Below are 17,196 nucleotides of genomic sequence, written 5' to 3'. Positions count from 1 at the left end.
AACAAATTAAGCCATTTTAGACTTGTTTCTTTTTGTCTTAAAAGTTAAAGCTTTCTTTACTCTAGAATTTTTAAACATATACAAACGAGCAACTTTATTAGTTTCAGTTGTAGACTTTTCAATTGTTATTGTTAACTCAACACCATTTGTTATAGTTTCAACCTTAACTTCTTTAGAAGTACTTTGTGCCATTGCTCCAATTGTTAAGAAGAAGATGAAGATAAAGGTTATAACTGTTTTCATGTCTTGGGTTATTTTTACATTGTAAAATTAACCCAGGCCCTATTCTCAAAGGGATTTTGGTCGTTTAGCGATTAAAAATAATCGTTAACTGACATAAGTCTAGATGAAGTGTATTTTATCCTCGACAAACGTTTTTTAGCACTTTTACACTTAACCGAAACTGCGTGCATTTAATCGAAGGAGTCCAATTAATCTCATTCAAAATATTCCAAAGGAAGTCAAAAAAGTAACTTTTTTGAAAAGTGGTATGCCATTTTTTTTGGTTTTTATTTAACATACTATCGCGCAAGTTTAAAAATAGAAGAACATCTAAAAAAGAGCAAACCCAATAAATATAATGACAAATGAAAAGTAATATACTTAGAATAACCACAATAGTATTCGGAATTACCATGATTACCTTTCAAAGTGCTTGCGCACAATCAAATAATAAAGAGAGAGGACAAGAGCCACCAAGTTTTAGTGAGCTTTTAGAAATGATGGATAAAAATAAGGATGGAAAACTTGCAGAGAGTGAAGTAAAAGGTCCTTTAAAAGATCATTTTAAAAAGATTGATGCGGATGAAGATGGTTTTATCACAGAAGAAGAAATGGAAAAAGCACCAAAGCCTAAAAGAAGAGAAAGAAATAAATAGCAATTCCAATGGTTTAAGTAACGCTTAAACCAATAAAAATTTATGGTTTGGTTGATTGGTTTGAGTTAAAGGCTTCATGAGAAATCGTGAAGCTTTTTTTAAGATATTTAGCCATTAAGAAGCAACTGACCTTAAAAAAAGTATGATGATAAAACCTAAACACCTTTTATTAGCCCTAATTATTTTAGTTTGTTTTTGCGCGTGCAAAAACAAAAAGCATGAACATGGCGAACATACTCATGTTCATAAGGAGGTAAGCAATTTAGATGATCAAAATTATTTTGATGAATATATGCTATCTGATGAAGTATATGGAACCAAGACTAGTGTAACCATTACTGAGACGCAACGAATTATGGTTACTAATTCTTTACCAAATCATAATACAGGGAAATTTCCAAATGAAGGTAATCCAAATACGATTGCCGCTCAAAATAGAAAATTTGAGTTTCCGTTAAAACCGGTTTTTGTTGGGAAGCCAACATGGATTAGAGAGCCAGGTATTGCAATTAATGGCATTAAGTTTGAACCCGGAACAGGGGAGGTTGTTCAATGCGAATCTGGTGAAAATTATCGAGTAGAAGCTTTTCAAGATATCATTGATTTAGGTCTTGATTTTAACAATGCTCATGTCCAGCCAACTGGCGCTTACCATTATCATGGCGCACCTGTTAGTATCATTGAAACGATGGAGAATTTAGAAGATTTGGTACATATTGGTTTCGCGCATGATGGTTTTCCTATTTATTATTCTAGAAGTGGTAAATATAAACCTAGCTATCGTTTAGTTGAAGGTATTAGAGAAGGTGAAGATTGTTCATATGAACGACCCGGTATTTCAGTTGAGGTTGCAGATGGAGGACATCATGACGGTACATTTAATTCGGATTTTGAATTTGTTGATGGTTTAGGTGATTTAGATGAGTGTAATGGAATTACAATTGATGATGAATATATGTATTTAGTCACTTCAGAATTTCCATATGTAAGTCGTTGCCTAATGGGTGCTTTTGAGTCAAATCAAAGAGGAGGTCCACCACCTAATCGGCCCGCAGGAAAACCAGATTTGAATGAATTATTTGAAAAAATGGATATGAATAAAGATTATAAAATTACAGAGGCAGAAGCCGAAGGTCCATTAAAACAAATGTTTAAATCGGTAGATACTAATAATGATGATTTTTTATCAAAAGAAGAATTAAAAAAACATCTTAATGATTACGATAGTAGACCAAAAAGGTAACCAGTAACTATAATGAGGATGATGAGAAAGTGTATTGTGATTTTAAGTATAATTGGAGGGATTTTATCTAGTTTTTCGAATTACAATGATATGTTCAGTAATGATACTACTAAGTTGAAAAACGATAAAGTGACTTATAAGATAAGTCAAGATGAAACTAATTTTTATCTAAATATTAATACTAGAGACCCTAAAACTATGATGGCTATGCTCAACCTGGGCGTAACTACTTTTTTTGATATCAAAGGAAAAAAGAAGCAAAACGTTTATGTGAAGTATCCATCAGAACCTTTAAAGCGTGGTTTTGGTAAGCAAGAAAAACGTCAAAGAGGAGGGGCTAGACCTAATGAAAAACCTCGAGGAGAAGATTCTAAAAAAGAAGGTAATGATATCAAAAATAAAGTCAAAGAGATTTTAGAAAATGATTATCCTCAAGAGGCAGAGTATAGCTATTTCAAAGATTCGGAAGAGTTTCATGTAATGTTTAACACGCTAAACATTGCACCGAAATTTACTTTTAATGAGGAACAAACTGTGTTATTTTATAACCTGGTTGTTCCAAAAACATTATTAATTAAAGACTCTGAAAAGAATTTTGAAAAGTTAACAATTGGTATTAAAACTATTAAAGAGAAAGTTGAAAGAGATAATGATGGAGGCTTAAATGGAAGTCTAGGTGGAATAAGCCTTGGAAGCGGGGGTCAAAGAGTTGGAAATCAAAGAGGTGGTGGTCAACGAGCAGGCGGACAAAGAGGCGGTGGTCAGGGTGGACAACCAAATGATAATCCATCAAAAGATGTTCTTTTAGACTTTTGGTTTGCTTTAACTACGAACACTGAATAAAAAAAGGAGCGATAAAAACCGCTCCTCTATGTTTTCATTGACACTTAAGAATTATACGTTTACAATCACGTAGTTACGACCTGATTTTTTATACCAAATTCCTTTATATCTATAGAGTTTTCTGCCGTTAATTACTACAAGTTTTTTTCCTCTAGGTAATTTTCTCACTTTCAGGCCAACAGGGGCTCCAACCACCACATATTTTCTACCTTTTGCTTTGTACCATACACCATCAGCAAAATAGAAGTTGGTCTTTTTATGAACTATAATTTTAGGTTTTGTAACAGTAGTAACAACCGTTCCATGAGTGGGGTAGACTCGAACTACTTTTTTTTGAGCGTTCGAGATGAACATTGCACTTAAAATTGCAATTGCTGCTAAAAATGTTTTTAAATTTTTCATAACGTAGATTTTAATTGGGTTTCTATATCTATGACTACGTTTTGGAACTAGGGTTTAATAAAAAAAGGAGCCATTTGGCTCATTTTTAGTGTTATTCATCGAAAAACGAGTTTTTAACGCTGACCGCGCCTGTTGCGATATTGCTGTAATAGTCTTTTTTTGAAATTACTCTCCGCTCTAAATAGTAGTATAATTTTTTTAGAAGAAAGTACAGGCCTTAAATCTGCTATAAACTTTTGCTCAATTTCGTTTTTTTGAGTTTGAAGACTCAAGTATTTTAAAATTAGCTTATCGGCTTCTTTGTCCGAAACTATTGACATATCTGTTTGAACACCTTGAAATTGCTCTCTTTCAGTACTTCTTATACGATTCAATTTTTGTTCATGATCATTATAAATGGGCCAAAATTGTTGAGCCTCATTAGTTGTCAATCCTAATTGTTCGGTGATATATGCCACTTTAAGAGTTTTAATTTTATCTCTAGCAGGCCCTTGTGCTGTAACGCTATATGATAGTAGTAGTAACAATAAAATAACTCCTACTTTATTCAAATTCTTCATAACCTAAGTTTAATTCTTCAATTTCGTCAACATTTTCATCCAAATATTCTAAAATCATTTCACTTCCAAGTGGGTCTTCTGATTCTATGATATCAAGCATGGTAATTTCTTCAATATTAATTACTTGTGCTAAATCATCAGAACTAAGGTCCATGTCATTACTCAAAAAATAGGCATCTAATTCAGCACTTGCCAAATCTTCAAAACCATATTCAGTTTCCTGGTTTTGAGTAAAAAATAATGTCAAAGCAATTAAAACTGCTATTGTCGCTGCAACCGCATAATATTTGCGATAACTGTTCAAACCAATAACCTTCGTTTCCGTATAATTTGGAATTGTAGTAGAGATATTGTCAAAATAATCTTTGGGAACGGAAAAGCCATCGCTAGAAGGAATAATAGACTCTTCCTTAACGATTTTATCCATCAACCTCTCATTGAAGCTTTCAAAGTAACCTTCTGGGGTTTTGAATTTATCTTTGTGGTTCTTTTTCATTATACTATTTTGACTTTCAACTTTATAAAAGGTTTAATCTGCTCTAAGATACGTTTCAATTTTTTTTACCGCCAAATGATATGATGCTTTTAATGCTCCAACCGATGTTTCAAGTACTTCAGAAATTTCATCATACTTCATTTCTTGGTAGTATTTCATGTTAAAAACTAACTTTTGTTTCTCAGGTAAAGTTGCCAAAGCTTGTTGTAATTTTAATTGAATTTCTTCACCTTCAAAATAAACATCAGCCTGTAAATTCTCAATGAGTTGTTCTTGTAATTCTTCATTACTAACACCAAGCTTTCTTGATTTTTGTTTTAAAAATGTCAAGGCTTCATTCGTTGCGATACGATACATCCATGAATATAACTTACTATCTCCCTTGAATTTATCTATACTTCTAAATACTTTGATGAAGGTATTTTGTAAAACATCATCAGCATCATCATGGTTCAATACAATTCTTCTAATATGCCAATACAACCGTTCTTTGTAAGTATTAACTAATACTTCAAAGGCTTTAGCTTGTGATTCTTTATTCTTTAGTTCGTTGACTAGGGTTTCTTCGGCAATCAAAAGAAATCTTATTTAGTACTAAGACTACTAAGTTATGAAAAGGTTTAACGTATGGTTTTTAAATAACTATGCTAAGTTTTGCATTTCAACCAATTTTCTATAATTCTTTGCTGATTTCATGAGTTCATCATGAGTACCCTGTTCAATGATCTTTCCTTTGTGCATAACTACAATCGAATCAGCATTTTGAATGGTAGATAGTCTATGAGCAATAACAATTGAAGTTCTATTGCGCATCATTTTCTCTAAGGCATCTTGAACTAAACGCTCACTTTCAGTGTCTAAGGCAGAGGTTGCCTCATCTAAAATCATTATTGGAGGGTTTTTCAAAACAGCTCTTGCTATTGATAATCTTTGTTTTTGACCACCGCTCAGTTTGTTTCCACTATCACCAATATTAGTTTCATAACCATCAGGTAGTTCAAGAATAAACTCATGAGCATTAGCGATTTTTGCCGCTTCAATTATTTCTTCATGGGTTGCCCTTTCTTTACCTAATCCAATATTGTTTTTAACCGTATCATTGAATAAAATAGAATCTTGGGTTACAAGGCCCATGAGATTTCGTAAAGACTTCTTTTTAATATTTTTGATATTGATATCATCAATTAGAATCTCACCTTTATTAACATCATAAAAGCGTGTTGCCAGATTTGCAATGGTACTTTTACCGCTACCAGATTGTCCAACCAATGCAACTGTATGGCCTTTATTTACTTTTAGGTTGAAGTCTTCCAAGACATAGTCGTTTTCATACTTGAATGAAACATTCTTTAACTCTAAACAATTCTCAAATGTAACTTTGGACTGTGAAGATTTAGGATTTTTAATTGGGTTTTGCGTCTCTAAAATATCTAAAACACGCTCAGCAGCGGCATTTCCTTTTTTCACTCCATAAGTGGCTTTACTTATTGCCTTAGCCGGAGTAAGAATATTATAGGCTAAACCCATATAAGCAATGAATGAAGATGCATCAAGGGTTTGGTCAACTAATACCATTTTTCCACCATACCATAGTAATACTCCAATAACTAAAATACCTAAGAATTCACTGGTGGGGGATGCAAGGTTTTTTCTATTTAGTAAACTGTTTGAAAAGTTAAAGAACCTGTTAGTCGATTTTGCAAAAGTTTGATAAAACTTGGATTCTGCGTTAAAGGCTTTAATCACTCTTAAGCCACCTAATGTTTCTTCGACTATAGAAAGAAATTCACCTTGTTCTCTTTGAACTCTATCTGATTTCTTTTTTAATGATTTACCAACTCTGGAAATAATCATACCAGCAATAGGAATAAAAAGAAAAACAAAAATGGTCAGCTTCGCACTAATTCCAAACATTATTAATATGGTAAAAAGAATTGTTAACGGCTCCCGCACAATTAATTCCAAAACTGATAAAAATGAATGTTGAATTTCAAGAACATCGGATGTTATCCTAGCAATCACATCTCCTTTTCGCTTTTCTGAAAAATAAGAAATAGGTAAATCCACTACTTTCTTATACATATTATTTCTTATATCCTTCAAAACTCCATTTCGAAGAAAGGTTATAAAAAACATAGCTAAATAATTGAAAATATTTTTTAATAGAAATAAAACTAAAACCAAGCCTACAACCAATATTAAACCTTTCATTTCATCATCACCTGAATAAGAAGTAACGAGATAGTTTATATATTCTTGGAGATAATCTTTTAATCCAGAAAAACCTGTATATAATGGTTCTTTATATACCTTATCTTCTGGTTTAAACAATACATCTAGCATTGGTATTAGTGCCGCAAAAGAAAGAGCACTGAATAAGGCATAAAGTATGTTAAAAAAAATATTTAAGAATCCGAATTTGCGATAGGGTATCGCAAACCGTAAAATCTTTTTAAAGTAATTCATTCACTATAAATTCAATTCAGCAACGATTCCTTCTAATTTGGAATCTAGCTGCGAATTTACGGATTTAAAGTCCTCGGCTTTGGTTAAAGTTGTGTTAGTACTCATGTAAAACTTAACTTTTGGCTCCGTTCCGCTTGGTCTAGCCGCAATTCTTGTTCCGTCTTCAGTTTCATAAATCAAAACATTAGATTTAGGTAAATCAATTGACTTTTCTTCACCTGTTTGAACATTTTTAGAAATAGAGGTATTATAGTCTTCAATCCAAAGGACCTTTGAACCTTGAACAGATGCTACAGGGTTTTCTTTAAAGTCTTGAAGCATTTGCTTGATTTCGTCAGCCCCGCTCATTCCCTTTTTTGTGATTGAAATAAGTTTCTCTTTGTAAAATCCGAATTGTACATAACAGTCAATTAGGTCTTTGTAAAAAGAACTACCATTTGCTTTTGCTTGTGAGGCAATTTCACAAGCGAGTAGGGTAGAGGTAACAGCATCTTTATCACGCACAAAATCGCCAACCATATATCCAAAACTTTCTTCACCACCACCAACAAATGTTGATTCCGGGAAGTCTTTAATCATTTTACCTATCCATTTAAAACCGGTCAATGAAGTTTTGCATTCTACACCATACGCATTTGCCATTTGCGCCATCATTGGCGTTGATACAATTGTTGAAGCTATGAATTCATTTCCTTTAAAACCTTTTGATTTATGCTGGTCTAACAGAAATTTAGTCATCAAAACCATAGTTTGATTACCATTCAATAGTTCCATTTCACCATCTAAATTACGCACAGCAATACCTAAACGGTCACTATCAGGGTCCGTTCCTACGACCATATCAGCTCCAATCTCTTCAGCTTTGGCTATCGCCATAGCTAGAGCTTCTGGTTCTTCTGGATTAGGTGATTTTACGGTTGGAAAATTACCATCAGGTACGGCCTGTTCTTCAATAACAGTGACATTTGCATACCCTCCACGTTTTAAAACCTCAGGTATAGCCGTTATAGAAGTTCCGTGAATAGATGTAAACACAATTTTAAAGTCGTCTTTACCAGCGGCATTAAAGTTTCCATTCTTAACTGATTCATTGAAAAAAGCTTCATCAACATCAGTATCTATAGCTTCAATTAAATCATGGTTTGCATTAAAGTTAATAGACTCAAAAGCGAGGGAATCAATTTCAGAAATGATTTCTCCGTCCTCAGGCGGTACTATTTGTCCACCATCACCCCAATAAACTTTATAGCCATTATATTCTGGTGGATTGTGTGAAGCAGTTAAGACAATACCGGCATGGCAATTTAAATGACGAACAGCAAAAGATAATTCTGGTGTAGTTCTAAGGGCTGAAAAACGAAATACTTTAATTCCATTGGCAGATAAAACTTCTGCAACAACTTGCGATAAAGAGTCACTATTGTGACGACAATCGTAGGCTATTACCACCTTTATCTCGGTATCTGGGTATGTTCTTTTCAAGTAATTACTTAAACCCTGTGTACTTTTACCTAGAGTATATTTATTAATTCTATTGGTTCCAACACCCATAACACCGCGCATACCTCCAGTACCAAATTCTAGGTTTTTATAAAACCTTTCATTTAGTTCTTCGGTGTCAGAGGCCATCAGATTCTCAATTTCCTTCTTTGTTTCCGTATCAAAAAAATCTGTTAGCCAAGTGTTTGCTGTTGCTATTGTAGAATCCATAGATTTCAGTTTCTTATTTAAATCAAAATTACATCAGAATATTCTCACTTAATAACGCAAAAAGTAAAAAATTATTAAAATAACCATCAAATTGGGTTATAAGGCCTTTTTTTCTTAAGTTGGAATGCTATGAAAGGCTTTGTGATATTGTTCTTTTTGTTAGTTGTTACCAAGGGATTCGCTCAAAAAGAAGCGGCCAATTGGTACTTTGGTAAAAGTGCAGGTCTTGACTTTAATTCAGGGCAGCCATTACCATTAATTGACGGCGTATTAAATAGCGTTGAGGGTAGTGCGGCAATTTCTGATGTAGATGGTAATTTATTGTTTTACACTGATGGTATTACCATATGGAATCGCAATCATGATATCATGCCTAATGGTGAAGGCATTAAAGGCAGTTCTTCTAGTTCTCAGGCAGCGGTAATCATGCCAAATCCAGTTCAAACTAATCTATATTATGTTTTTACAACCGATGATGTATTATTAGGTGATACGGGTGAATTTAACGGCTTTAACTTTTCAGTAGTAGATATGAACTTAGACAATGGTTTGGGTGATGTTGTCGAAAAGAATAATGAGCTCTTAGTGCAATCTTCAGAAAAAGTAAGTGCTATTAAAAACGAAAGAGAAAATAACTATTGGGTTATTACACATTTTACGGATCGCTTTTACGCTTTTAGAGTAGATGAAAACGGCGTGAATAATAATCCGGTGGTTTCGGCTATTGGCCCAAGCATAAACAATTATAGAAACGGAAGAGGAGCATTAAAGTTTTCGCCTAATGGAAATAAACTGGCCATGTCATATAGCATAACCACTCCCGATTATGCTTCTAGCTTATTTCTTTTTGATTTTGATATTGAAACAGGAATTGTTAGTAATCCTATTGAAGCTTTGAATCAAGAAAAAGTTTATTATGGTTTAGAGTTTTCTTCAAACTCTAAAAAACTATACGCTTCAGGTGTAAATATTTTGAGGGGTAATATGTTAGGTGCAATTAATATTAGTCAGTTTGATTTGGAGGCTCCAGACATTTTTTCATCTGAAAAAATCATATTAACTTTTGAAAATGAAGCCGGTTTCTTTTTAGGAGGTTCCATGCAAATAGGAATTGATAAAAGAATTTATCATGCCATACCGAGTTTACAATTATCTGTGATTAAAAACCCCAATGCTGATTCGCAATTTATTGAGTCCTCAAAATTTGAAACCGAATTAAGTAATCGTGAAGCTTCTTTTGGCTTACCAACTTTCGTACAATCCTATTTTGAAACCATATTTGAAATTGAAAACTTTTGTTTGAGTGATAACACCACTTTTACCCCTGAAGATATTTCAGGAATTGCGGCAATTTCTTGGGACTTTGGGGATCCAAATTCTGGAGCTTCTAACTATTCAAATGATTTAGTTGGTGAACATATATTCTCCAATATCGGGTACTTCACCATTACGGTTGAAGTAACATATGACAATGGAGCCACTAGACAATTTATTGAGTATGTTAATATTCAAGAGATACCAGATGTTTTAGGCCGAGTGAGTCTTGTGCAATGCGATATTGATGGGGTGGACGATGGATTAACGTCTTTTAATTTATTAGAAAGTATCCCTCTTTTTAATAATGGTAATGATGAATTAAAAGCCCTATTCTTTGAAACTGAAGAAAATGCTAACCTAAATGAGAATATTATAAATGCTGTGGGTTACAGAAACAGCAGTATAAATCAAACCATTTTTGCCAGAGTTTTTAAAGACTCAGAGTGTTTTGTAGTGGTTGAAATTGATTTGATAGCCCAGCCAATGTCTGATTTGGGATTATATGATACCTTTTATATCTGTGATGGGCGTTTAACTCAAAATACGAGTATAGCAGATATTAGTAACGTATTTGATCAGCTCTCTAATGATTTTGCAAATAGTGACATATTATTATTTGAGTCCGCCAATGATGCTCTTTTAAAGTTAAATGTACTGCCATTATCAGAATTTAGTTTTGACGCATTGTTTACGCCTGAATTGTATTTCAGAATTGAAGAGGATACTAATTGTGCATTTATTGGTAGTGTGCAATTGGTAATAACAGAGACGCCTGATTATGAGATTTCAAAAACCGCTTATTTGTGTGAGGGTGTAGCAGAAGTTATAGCGCCAGAAGGCTATGAATCATACCTATGGAGTACTGGCCTAATGAATCAGAAAGTACAGTTTGACACTCCTGGTATTTATGATGTGCTTTTCTCTACAGGTACCTGTTCCTATGCTCAAACCGTTGAAATTTTACCCGAAATCGGAATAGTTGTTGAAGCTATTAGTATTCAAGATTTCAGTCGTAACAATCAAGTTCAAATTCAACTAGGAATTAATGAAATTGTTGAAAACACAACTTTTTCACTTGATGGAGGGCAAAGTTTTCAAAATGATAATACTTTCAACGCTGTGCTTCCAGGAGTTTATGATTTGGTGGTTTATAATGGATGTTCTGTTTATGAAGAAGAAATAATAGTTGGCGGTACACCAAGTTTTTTTACACCAAATAACGATGGGGTTAATGACGTATGGACAATGGCAAACAGCAATTTCTTTCCAGATTATAAAATTTCAATTTTTGATAGATATGGTACTTTGATGAAATCATTTCAAGAAGGTCAAATAGGGTGGGATGGTCGTTATCAAAACAAAAATATGCCTGCAGATGATTATTGGTACTACTTAGAATTGCAAGATGGTAGAAGTTTTAAAGGATTTTTCGCTTTAAAACGTTAATCATTAATAGTTTCCGAAATGCGATAATTTTCGGAGGTTTTTTTAGAACGAATCATGATTTCGCCTAAAAACCCAGCTAAAAATAATTGGGTACCTATAATCATACTTACTAAAGCAATGTAGAATTGTGGTCGATCGGTTATTAAACGACTAGTTGGGTTAAGAAAAAGTTTGTCAATACCGAGGTACAACGAAAAAGCAAAGCCAATAAAAAACATAAGGACTCCTAAGGCACCAAAAAGATGCATAGGTCTTTTTCCAAATTTTGAAACAAACCAAATAGTCAATAAATCTAAAAAGCCGTTGATAAAACGCTCTGCTCCAAATTTGGTATTCCCGTATTTACGGGCTTGATGGCGAACCACTTTTTCACCTATTTTATGAAAACCTGCATTCTTAGCCAAAACAGGGATATAACGATGCATTTCGCCAGAAACCTCAATGTTTTTTACCACTTCTTTGTTGTAAGCTTTTAAACCACAATTGAAATCATGTAGTTGAACTCCGGAAGTTTTTCTTGCAGCCCAATTAAAAAGTTTTGATGGTAAATTCTTGGCTAAAATAGAATCATATCTTTTTTTCTTCCAGCCAGATATGATATCAAAACCATTTTTTGAAATAAGTTCATACAACTCCGGAATCTCTTCGGGATTGTCTTGTAAATCAGCGTCCATGGTAATGATTACATCACCTTGTGCTAGGTTAAATCCGGCATGTAAGGCTTGAGATTTTCCAAAATTTCTCAAAAAGCGTATACCTTTTACGTCTTTATTTACTGTGGATAATTCCTCAATGATTTTCCAAGAATCATCGGTACTTCCATCATCAATAAAAATTACTTCAAATAAAAAATGATTGGATTGCATGACTTGTGCAATCCAATCATAAAGCTCTTTTAAAGATTCTTCTTCGTTAAGTAAAGGAATGACAATGGATAATTGCATTGTTGTTTTGTAGAATTCCTTTCAAAAATAAGATTTTCTTTGTTAGAAAGCCGGTTTGTCCTTTTTAGTTATTAAACCGGTTATCAAGCCAACAATTAATCCAAAAAGTGCACTTACAACTAGACCAAATGCCAAAAATACTGGAAATAGCTTTTTCTGAAAGGCCACCCCTTGATCCCACTGCTCTTGTGTCATTTGTGGATTTGCTTCAAAAGTTGCTGCTTTTTGTATTTCCATTGTCTTAGCCATATAATCTGGCTCAATAACATTTGATAATACAAGAAAATATATCGTACCGATTATTGCAGCGATAAGTCCAACACCAGCTCCAATTTTTAAAGCTTGTCCTAGTTTCAAGAAGCCTTCATTAGCTTTTTTGAATTGAATTATTCCAATTACAACAAAAACTGCTAATATTCCAAATTGAACAGCTTGAACACCGAGGCTTCTATCATAGTGCATATCCATAGAATATAGCATAACGCCGAATATTATACCTACAAGACCTGCTATTGCACCAAATTGCAATGAAAACTTTCCTGTTTTTAATTTTTTTTCTTCCATTTTTATAAAATATTTAGTTGATTACGTTACGTTAGTTTGTTTATTTTCTAAAATGTTACATCTAAATGTACGTTTTTTTCTTTTTTGCTTGCATCATGTTGTCAGTATTCAAAATTTAAGTAAATTTGCAGCCTGAAATAAGTGCCTGTTGGAATGGGCGCGTCAAATATTATTACAATGAAAACTGGTGTACATCCTGAAAACTACAGATTAGTTGCTTTTAAAGACATGTCTAATGAAGATGTTTTTATTACAAAATCAACTGCTGAAGCAAAAGAAAATATTACTGTTGATGGCGTTGAATATCCGCTAATCAAATTAGAAATTTCAAGAACTTCTCATCCTTTTTATACTGGCAAAACCAAACTTATTGATACAGCTGGTAGAATTGATAAGTTCAAGAATAAATACAAGAAGTTTAAAAAAGACGAAAAGTCTGAGTAAACTTTTTTGAAAATATATTTTAAACGCCTTCGTTTTATAGCGAAGGCGTTTTTTATTTTTACCATATTGAAATCATAGCAATGAACTATATACTTTCTGACGGCAATTATCGCGAACACTTATTACCATTTACGTTTACCAGACCAGTGGCAGATATTCGCATTGGTATATTAACTATTAGAGAAAAATGGCAAAGAAGGTTAAATACTGACTTAAGCTCTTTAACAGCGGCTTATTTGTCTGAAAAATTTCCACTTAAAAAAATGGATAGTAATGTGGTCATAATCGCTTCTTTTCTTCCTACAGATAATTTGGTTAAAGCGGTAGTATCTTTAAAAACAGGAGAGGCAATTAACTATCAAGAAGAAGTTATTGCTTATTGCACCGCAGACCCTGCAGCGACCTTTAAGGCATCTGATTTTAAAATCAGCACTTGGGAAGAAGAACTAATAACCGTGAAACACACATGGGATATTTTTTCAAAAAATGGTGAGGCACTACAAGCGGATTACGAATTTATTACACAAGGCCGAAAAAGCGCACCTATTTCTGATACTAACCGTGTTATAGCTTCTGAGAACATTTTCTTGGAAGAAGGAGCTCAGGTTGAATATAGCATACTAAATGCTACACAAGGGCCAATTTACTTGGGTAAAGACTCTTTGATTATGGAAGGGAATATGATACGCGGTGCATTGGCGCTTTGTGATAATGCTGTAGTGAAAATGGGAGCCAAAATATATGGAGCAACAACTATAGGCCCTTACGGAAAAGTATGTGGCGAAATAAATAATTCGGTAATTTTTGGGTATTCAAGTAAAGGTCATGACGGTTATTTAGGTAATGCCGTATTAGGTGAATGGTGCAATATTGGTGCAGACTCTAACAATTCTAACCTAAAGAATAATTATGCCAAAGTTCGTTTATGGAACTACGCTACAGAAAAATTTGACCAAACTGGTCTACAATTTTGTGGTTTAATGATGGGTGATCATAGTAAAACTGCTATTAATACTATGTTTAATACCGGAACAGTAATTGGTGTGAATGTTAATGTATATACTCCGGGTTTTCCAAGAAATTTTATACCAAGTTTTAGTTGGGGCGGTGCCTCTGGTTTTAGTACTTACTTACCAAAAAAGGCTTTTGAAGCTGCTAAAGTGATGATGGCCAGAAGGGGAGTTGAGTTTGATGAAGTCGAAGCAAATATGCTAAATCATGTATTTGAGTTGAGTAAAAAGTGGCGAAAATATTAGGCTTTTAAGTAACGAATCAAGATGTTATTTTATTGATGTCGACAGCATTTTCACTATTTAGTATCTTTGCAAACCCAATTTGGGTTGGTAATGAATAAAAAGGTCGCATTTTATACTTTAGGCTGTAAGCTTAACTTCTCAGAAACCTCGACTATAGCGCGTAATTTTGAGAGTGAAGGCTTTGACCGCGTAGACTTTTCAGAAAAAGCTGATATCTACGTAATTAACACCTGCTCTGTTACTGAAAATGCAGACAAACGCTTTAAGACCATTGTAAAACAAGCACAAAAGGCAAATGCGGAGGCATTTGTCGCTGCAGTGGGCTGCTATGCACAATTAAAACCAGAACAGTTAGCAGAAGTTAACGGTGTTGATTTGGTATTGGGTGCAACAGAAAAATTCAAAATTACTGATTACCTAAATGACCTTTCAAAAAATGACCTTGGTGAGGTACACTCCTGTGAGATTGAGGATGCTGATTTTTATGTAGGTAGTTATGCCATAGGCGATAGAACTAGAGCCTTTTTAAAAGTACAAGATGGTTGTGATTATAAGTGTACCTATTGCACAATCCCTTTAGCGCGTGGTATTTCGCGTAGTGATGCTTTGCAAAATGTATTGGCTAACGCTGCAGAGATTGCTTCTAAAGATATTAAAGAGATTGTACTCACGGGCGTTAACATTGGCGATTATGGCAAGGGAGAGTTTGGTAATAAAAAGCATGAACATACTTTTTTAGACTTGGTAAAAGCCTTAGATCAAGTTGAGGGAATTCATAGATTACGTATTTCATCAATAGAACCCAATCTTCTTAAAAACGAAACCATTGATTTTGTTTCAAATAGCAATTCATTTGTACCTCATTTTCATATTCCACTGCAAAGTGGAAGTGATGAAGTATTAAAAATGATGAGGCGCAGATATCTGACTAATTTATATGTCGACAGAGTGTCTAAAATTAAAGAGGTGATGCCTGATGCTTGTATAGGCGTTGATGTTATCGTTGGCTTCCCTGGTGAAACTGAAGAATACTTTCTAGAAACGTACCACTTTTTGAATGCATTAGATATTTCATATTTACACGTATTTACCTATTCCGAGCGCGACAATACCGTTGCGGCAACAATGGATGGTGTAGTTCCGAAAAATATTAGAAGTAAACGTAGTAAAATGTTACGTGGTTTATCCGTTAAAAAAAGAAGAGCCTTCTATGAAAGTCAAATAGGAACAAAACGGACGGTGCTTTTTGAAGGGGAGAATAAATCTGGTTATATCCATGGTTTTACGGAAAACTACGTTAAGGTAAAAGCGCCTTGGAATCCTGATTTAGTTAATACTTTAGAAAGCGTTGAATTGACGAAAATTGATGAAGATGGCTTAGTGCGGTTTGAGGTTGTTAAAGAATCGGCAGAAGTTTAAAAGGATTGTTTTGTTTTACTAATTATAAGTCATAAAAAAAGCCTCTCAATTGAGAGGCTTTTTTCATTGTTATATTCTTATACCCACAGGTAACATTTCTTTGTATTGCCTATTCTTTCTTAAGAATCCTGCAATATGTGGACTCGTTGGCACCACTCTCAGATTTCTTTCTTGAATTTCGTTAAGAACTCCTTTAATAAAAGATTCTTTAAAACCTTCTTGAGTAATTTCTTCAGGAATAACAAGCTTTGTTAAAAAAACTTTTCTTTCTTGAGAAGAGTACTCGATTTTTGCTAAATGACCGTCAACTTTCGTCTCAAACTGGCGCAAGAAACTGTTATCATTAATTTCCATCTCTATCATATAGTTTTTGTTTACTTTTAGATTTAGACAAAAAAATTACGATGTATCCTAAATCGTAATTTTATATCTTTCTTTCGGTTTGGTGTTTGTAAAATTGTGAGGTACATTACAAACGGGAGACAAAAGTAGTTAAAAATTTGCTAAATTCCTAGTAGAACAGACCATGTGCATGATATGACCAATGACAAAACTGCAGTATACCTTATGCCGGGAATGGCTGCTAACCCCTCTATTTTTAATGGAATAAAACTTGATGACACTCTTTTTGAGGTGCATCGTTTACAATGGTTTCAACCCGAGCAAGGAATCTCATTTGAAGCCTATGCCAAGAAAATGTGCCAACAGATTAAAGCTTCAAAACCTGTTTTACTTGGGGTTTCATTTGGTGGCATGCTTGTTCAAGAAATGGCTCGTCATATAGCCACTAAAAAGGTTATAGTTGTTTCTAGTGTAAAGTCAGCAAAGGAGTTACCTAAAAGAATGATTTTTGCAAAGTACACAAAGGTCCATAAGTTATTACCAACAGGTTTAATTAACAATGTTGAGCTACTGGCTAAATACGCCTTTGGAGAAACTGTAACCAAACGATTGGCGCTTTATGAAATGTACCTTTCTATTCGAGATAAATATTACATAGATTGGTCTATTGACAATATTGTTAATTGGAAGGAAAAGGAAAAACTTCCGAACCTAATTCATATTCATGGTGAGAAGGATGCGGTTTTTCCCATTAAAAAAATTGAAAATTGTATTCGAGTTAGAAACGGCACTCATACAATGATTATTCATCGTGCCAAATGGTTCAATGAGCATTTACCTTCAATATTATTAGAGTAGCAAAGTTT

General features: G+C 33.8%; 18 protein-coding genes. 8 read left to right on the top strand and 10 right to left on the bottom strand.

The window, feature by feature from the left end; translation table 11 throughout:
• Window positions 1-6: 6 nt before the first annotated feature.
• The gene (locus RM542_RS09540; RefSeq protein WP_311385517.1) at window positions 7-243 is read right to left on the bottom strand and encodes a hypothetical protein; all 237 of its coding nucleotides are present in this window, start codon (window positions 241-243) and stop codon (window positions 7-9) included.
• 344 nt (window positions 244-587) lie between these two features.
• Here RM542_RS09540 and RM542_RS09535 point away from each other — a divergent pair, with 344 nt between their 5' ends.
• The 3 genes from RM542_RS09535 (at window position 588) to RM542_RS09525 (ending at window position 2,964) form a co-directional block, all read left to right on the top strand.
• Window positions 588-878, top strand: a complete 291-nt coding sequence (locus tag RM542_RS09535) for an EF-hand domain-containing protein (RefSeq protein ID WP_311385516.1) — start codon at window positions 588-590, stop codon at window positions 876-878.
• Window positions 879-1,023: 145 nt separating this feature from the next.
• On the top strand, window positions 1,024-2,121 hold the full coding sequence (locus tag RM542_RS09530) for a YHYH protein (RefSeq protein ID WP_311385515.1): 1,098 nt from the start codon (window positions 1,024-1,026) through the stop codon (window positions 2,119-2,121).
• A gap of 21 nt (window positions 2,122-2,142) precedes the next feature.
• Window positions 2,143-2,964 (top strand): hypothetical protein, encoded by an 822-nt coding sequence (locus RM542_RS09525; protein ID WP_311385514.1) that lies wholly within the window; start codon window positions 2,143-2,145, stop codon window positions 2,962-2,964.
• Between the two features lie 51 nt (window positions 2,965-3,015).
• On the opposite strand, the gene RM542_RS09520 is transcribed toward RM542_RS09525, so the two are convergent.
• The 6 genes from RM542_RS09520 to RM542_RS09495 all read right to left on the bottom strand — a co-directional run bounded on the left by RM542_RS09520 (window position 3,016) and on the right by RM542_RS09495 (window position 8,598).
• Window positions 3,016-3,366 (bottom strand): DUF6515 family protein, encoded by a 351-nt coding sequence (locus tag RM542_RS09520; protein WP_311385513.1) that lies wholly within the window; start codon window positions 3,364-3,366, stop codon window positions 3,016-3,018.
• 113 nt (window positions 3,367-3,479) lie between these two features.
• Window positions 3,480-3,926 (bottom strand): hypothetical protein, encoded by a 447-nt coding sequence (locus RM542_RS09515; RefSeq protein WP_311385512.1) that lies wholly within the window; start codon window positions 3,924-3,926, stop codon window positions 3,480-3,482.
• A complete protein-coding gene (locus RM542_RS09510; RefSeq protein WP_311385511.1) occupies window positions 3,910-4,422 on the bottom strand; it encodes a hypothetical protein in 513 nt (170 codons plus the stop codon). Before RM542_RS09510 ends, RM542_RS09515 begins: the two co-directional genes overlap by 17 nt.
• A gap of 33 nt (window positions 4,423-4,455) precedes the next feature.
• Complete coding sequence (locus RM542_RS09505) at window positions 4,456-4,998, bottom strand: RNA polymerase sigma factor (protein ID WP_311385510.1); 543 nt, start codon at window positions 4,996-4,998, stop codon at window positions 4,456-4,458.
• A 66-nt stretch (window positions 4,999-5,064) separates the two neighbouring features.
• Window positions 5,065-6,888, bottom strand: a complete 1,824-nt coding sequence (locus RM542_RS09500) for an ABC transporter ATP-binding protein (protein WP_311385509.1) — start codon at window positions 6,886-6,888, stop codon at window positions 5,065-5,067.
• Between the two features lie 3 nt (window positions 6,889-6,891).
• Window positions 6,892-8,598, bottom strand: coding sequence for a phospho-sugar mutase (locus RM542_RS09495; protein WP_311385508.1), 1,707 nt, complete (start codon window positions 8,596-8,598; stop codon window positions 6,892-6,894).
• A 129-nt stretch (window positions 8,599-8,727) separates the two neighbouring features.
• Between RM542_RS09495 and RM542_RS09490 the strand changes: the two genes are divergently transcribed.
• Window positions 8,728-11,361, top strand: coding sequence for a T9SS type B sorting domain-containing protein (locus tag RM542_RS09490; protein ID WP_311385507.1), 2,634 nt, complete (start codon window positions 8,728-8,730; stop codon window positions 11,359-11,361).
• Here RM542_RS09490 and RM542_RS09485 read toward each other — a convergent pair.
• A complete protein-coding gene (locus RM542_RS09485) occupies window positions 11,358-12,305 on the bottom strand; it encodes a glycosyltransferase family 2 protein (RefSeq protein ID WP_311385506.1) in 948 nt (315 codons plus the stop codon). The genes RM542_RS09490 and RM542_RS09485 overlap by 4 nt on opposite strands.
• A 42-nt stretch (window positions 12,306-12,347) precedes the next feature.
• Window positions 12,348-12,869, bottom strand: coding sequence for a DUF4199 domain-containing protein (locus tag RM542_RS09480; RefSeq protein ID WP_311385505.1), 522 nt, complete (start codon window positions 12,867-12,869; stop codon window positions 12,348-12,350).
• Window positions 12,870-13,046: 177 nt separating this feature from the next.
• Here RM542_RS09480 and RM542_RS09475 point away from each other — a divergent pair, with 177 nt between their 5' ends.
• From RM542_RS09475 to mtaB, 3 genes are all read left to right on the top strand, one after another.
• Window positions 13,047-13,313: a type B 50S ribosomal protein L31 gene (locus RM542_RS09475; protein ID WP_311385504.1), complete on the top strand. Its 267-nt coding sequence runs from the start codon at window positions 13,047-13,049 to the stop codon at window positions 13,311-13,313.
• A gap of 80 nt (window positions 13,314-13,393) precedes the next feature.
• A complete protein-coding gene (locus tag RM542_RS09470) occupies window positions 13,394-14,569 on the top strand; it encodes a GlmU family protein (RefSeq protein ID WP_311385503.1) in 1,176 nt (391 codons plus the stop codon).
• 90 nt (window positions 14,570-14,659) lie between these two features.
• The gene (gene mtaB, locus RM542_RS09465) at window positions 14,660-15,988 is read left to right on the top strand and encodes a tRNA (N(6)-L-threonylcarbamoyladenosine(37)-C(2))-methylthiotransferase MtaB (protein ID WP_311385502.1); all 1,329 of its coding nucleotides are present in this window, start codon (window positions 14,660-14,662) and stop codon (window positions 15,986-15,988) included.
• 69 nt (window positions 15,989-16,057) lie between these two features.
• Here mtaB and RM542_RS09460 read toward each other — a convergent pair whose 3' ends face one another.
• Window positions 16,058-16,351, bottom strand: coding sequence for a GNAT family N-acetyltransferase (locus RM542_RS09460; RefSeq protein WP_311385501.1), 294 nt, complete (start codon window positions 16,349-16,351; stop codon window positions 16,058-16,060).
• A gap of 174 nt (window positions 16,352-16,525) precedes the next feature.
• On the opposite strand from RM542_RS09460, the gene RM542_RS09455 reads away from it, so the two are divergent.
• A complete protein-coding gene (locus RM542_RS09455; RefSeq protein WP_311385500.1) occupies window positions 16,526-17,188 on the top strand; it encodes an alpha/beta hydrolase in 663 nt (220 codons plus the stop codon).
• Window positions 17,189-17,196 lie beyond the last annotated feature (8 nt).

This window comes from Croceitalea sp. P059 (genome assembly GCF_031846365.1).
GTDB classification, from domain to species: Bacteria; Bacteroidota; Bacteroidia; order Flavobacteriales; family Flavobacteriaceae; genus Croceitalea; species Croceitalea vernalis.
Note: the sequence above shows the minus strand (reverse complement) of the source record. Positions and strands in the feature narration are given on the sequence as shown.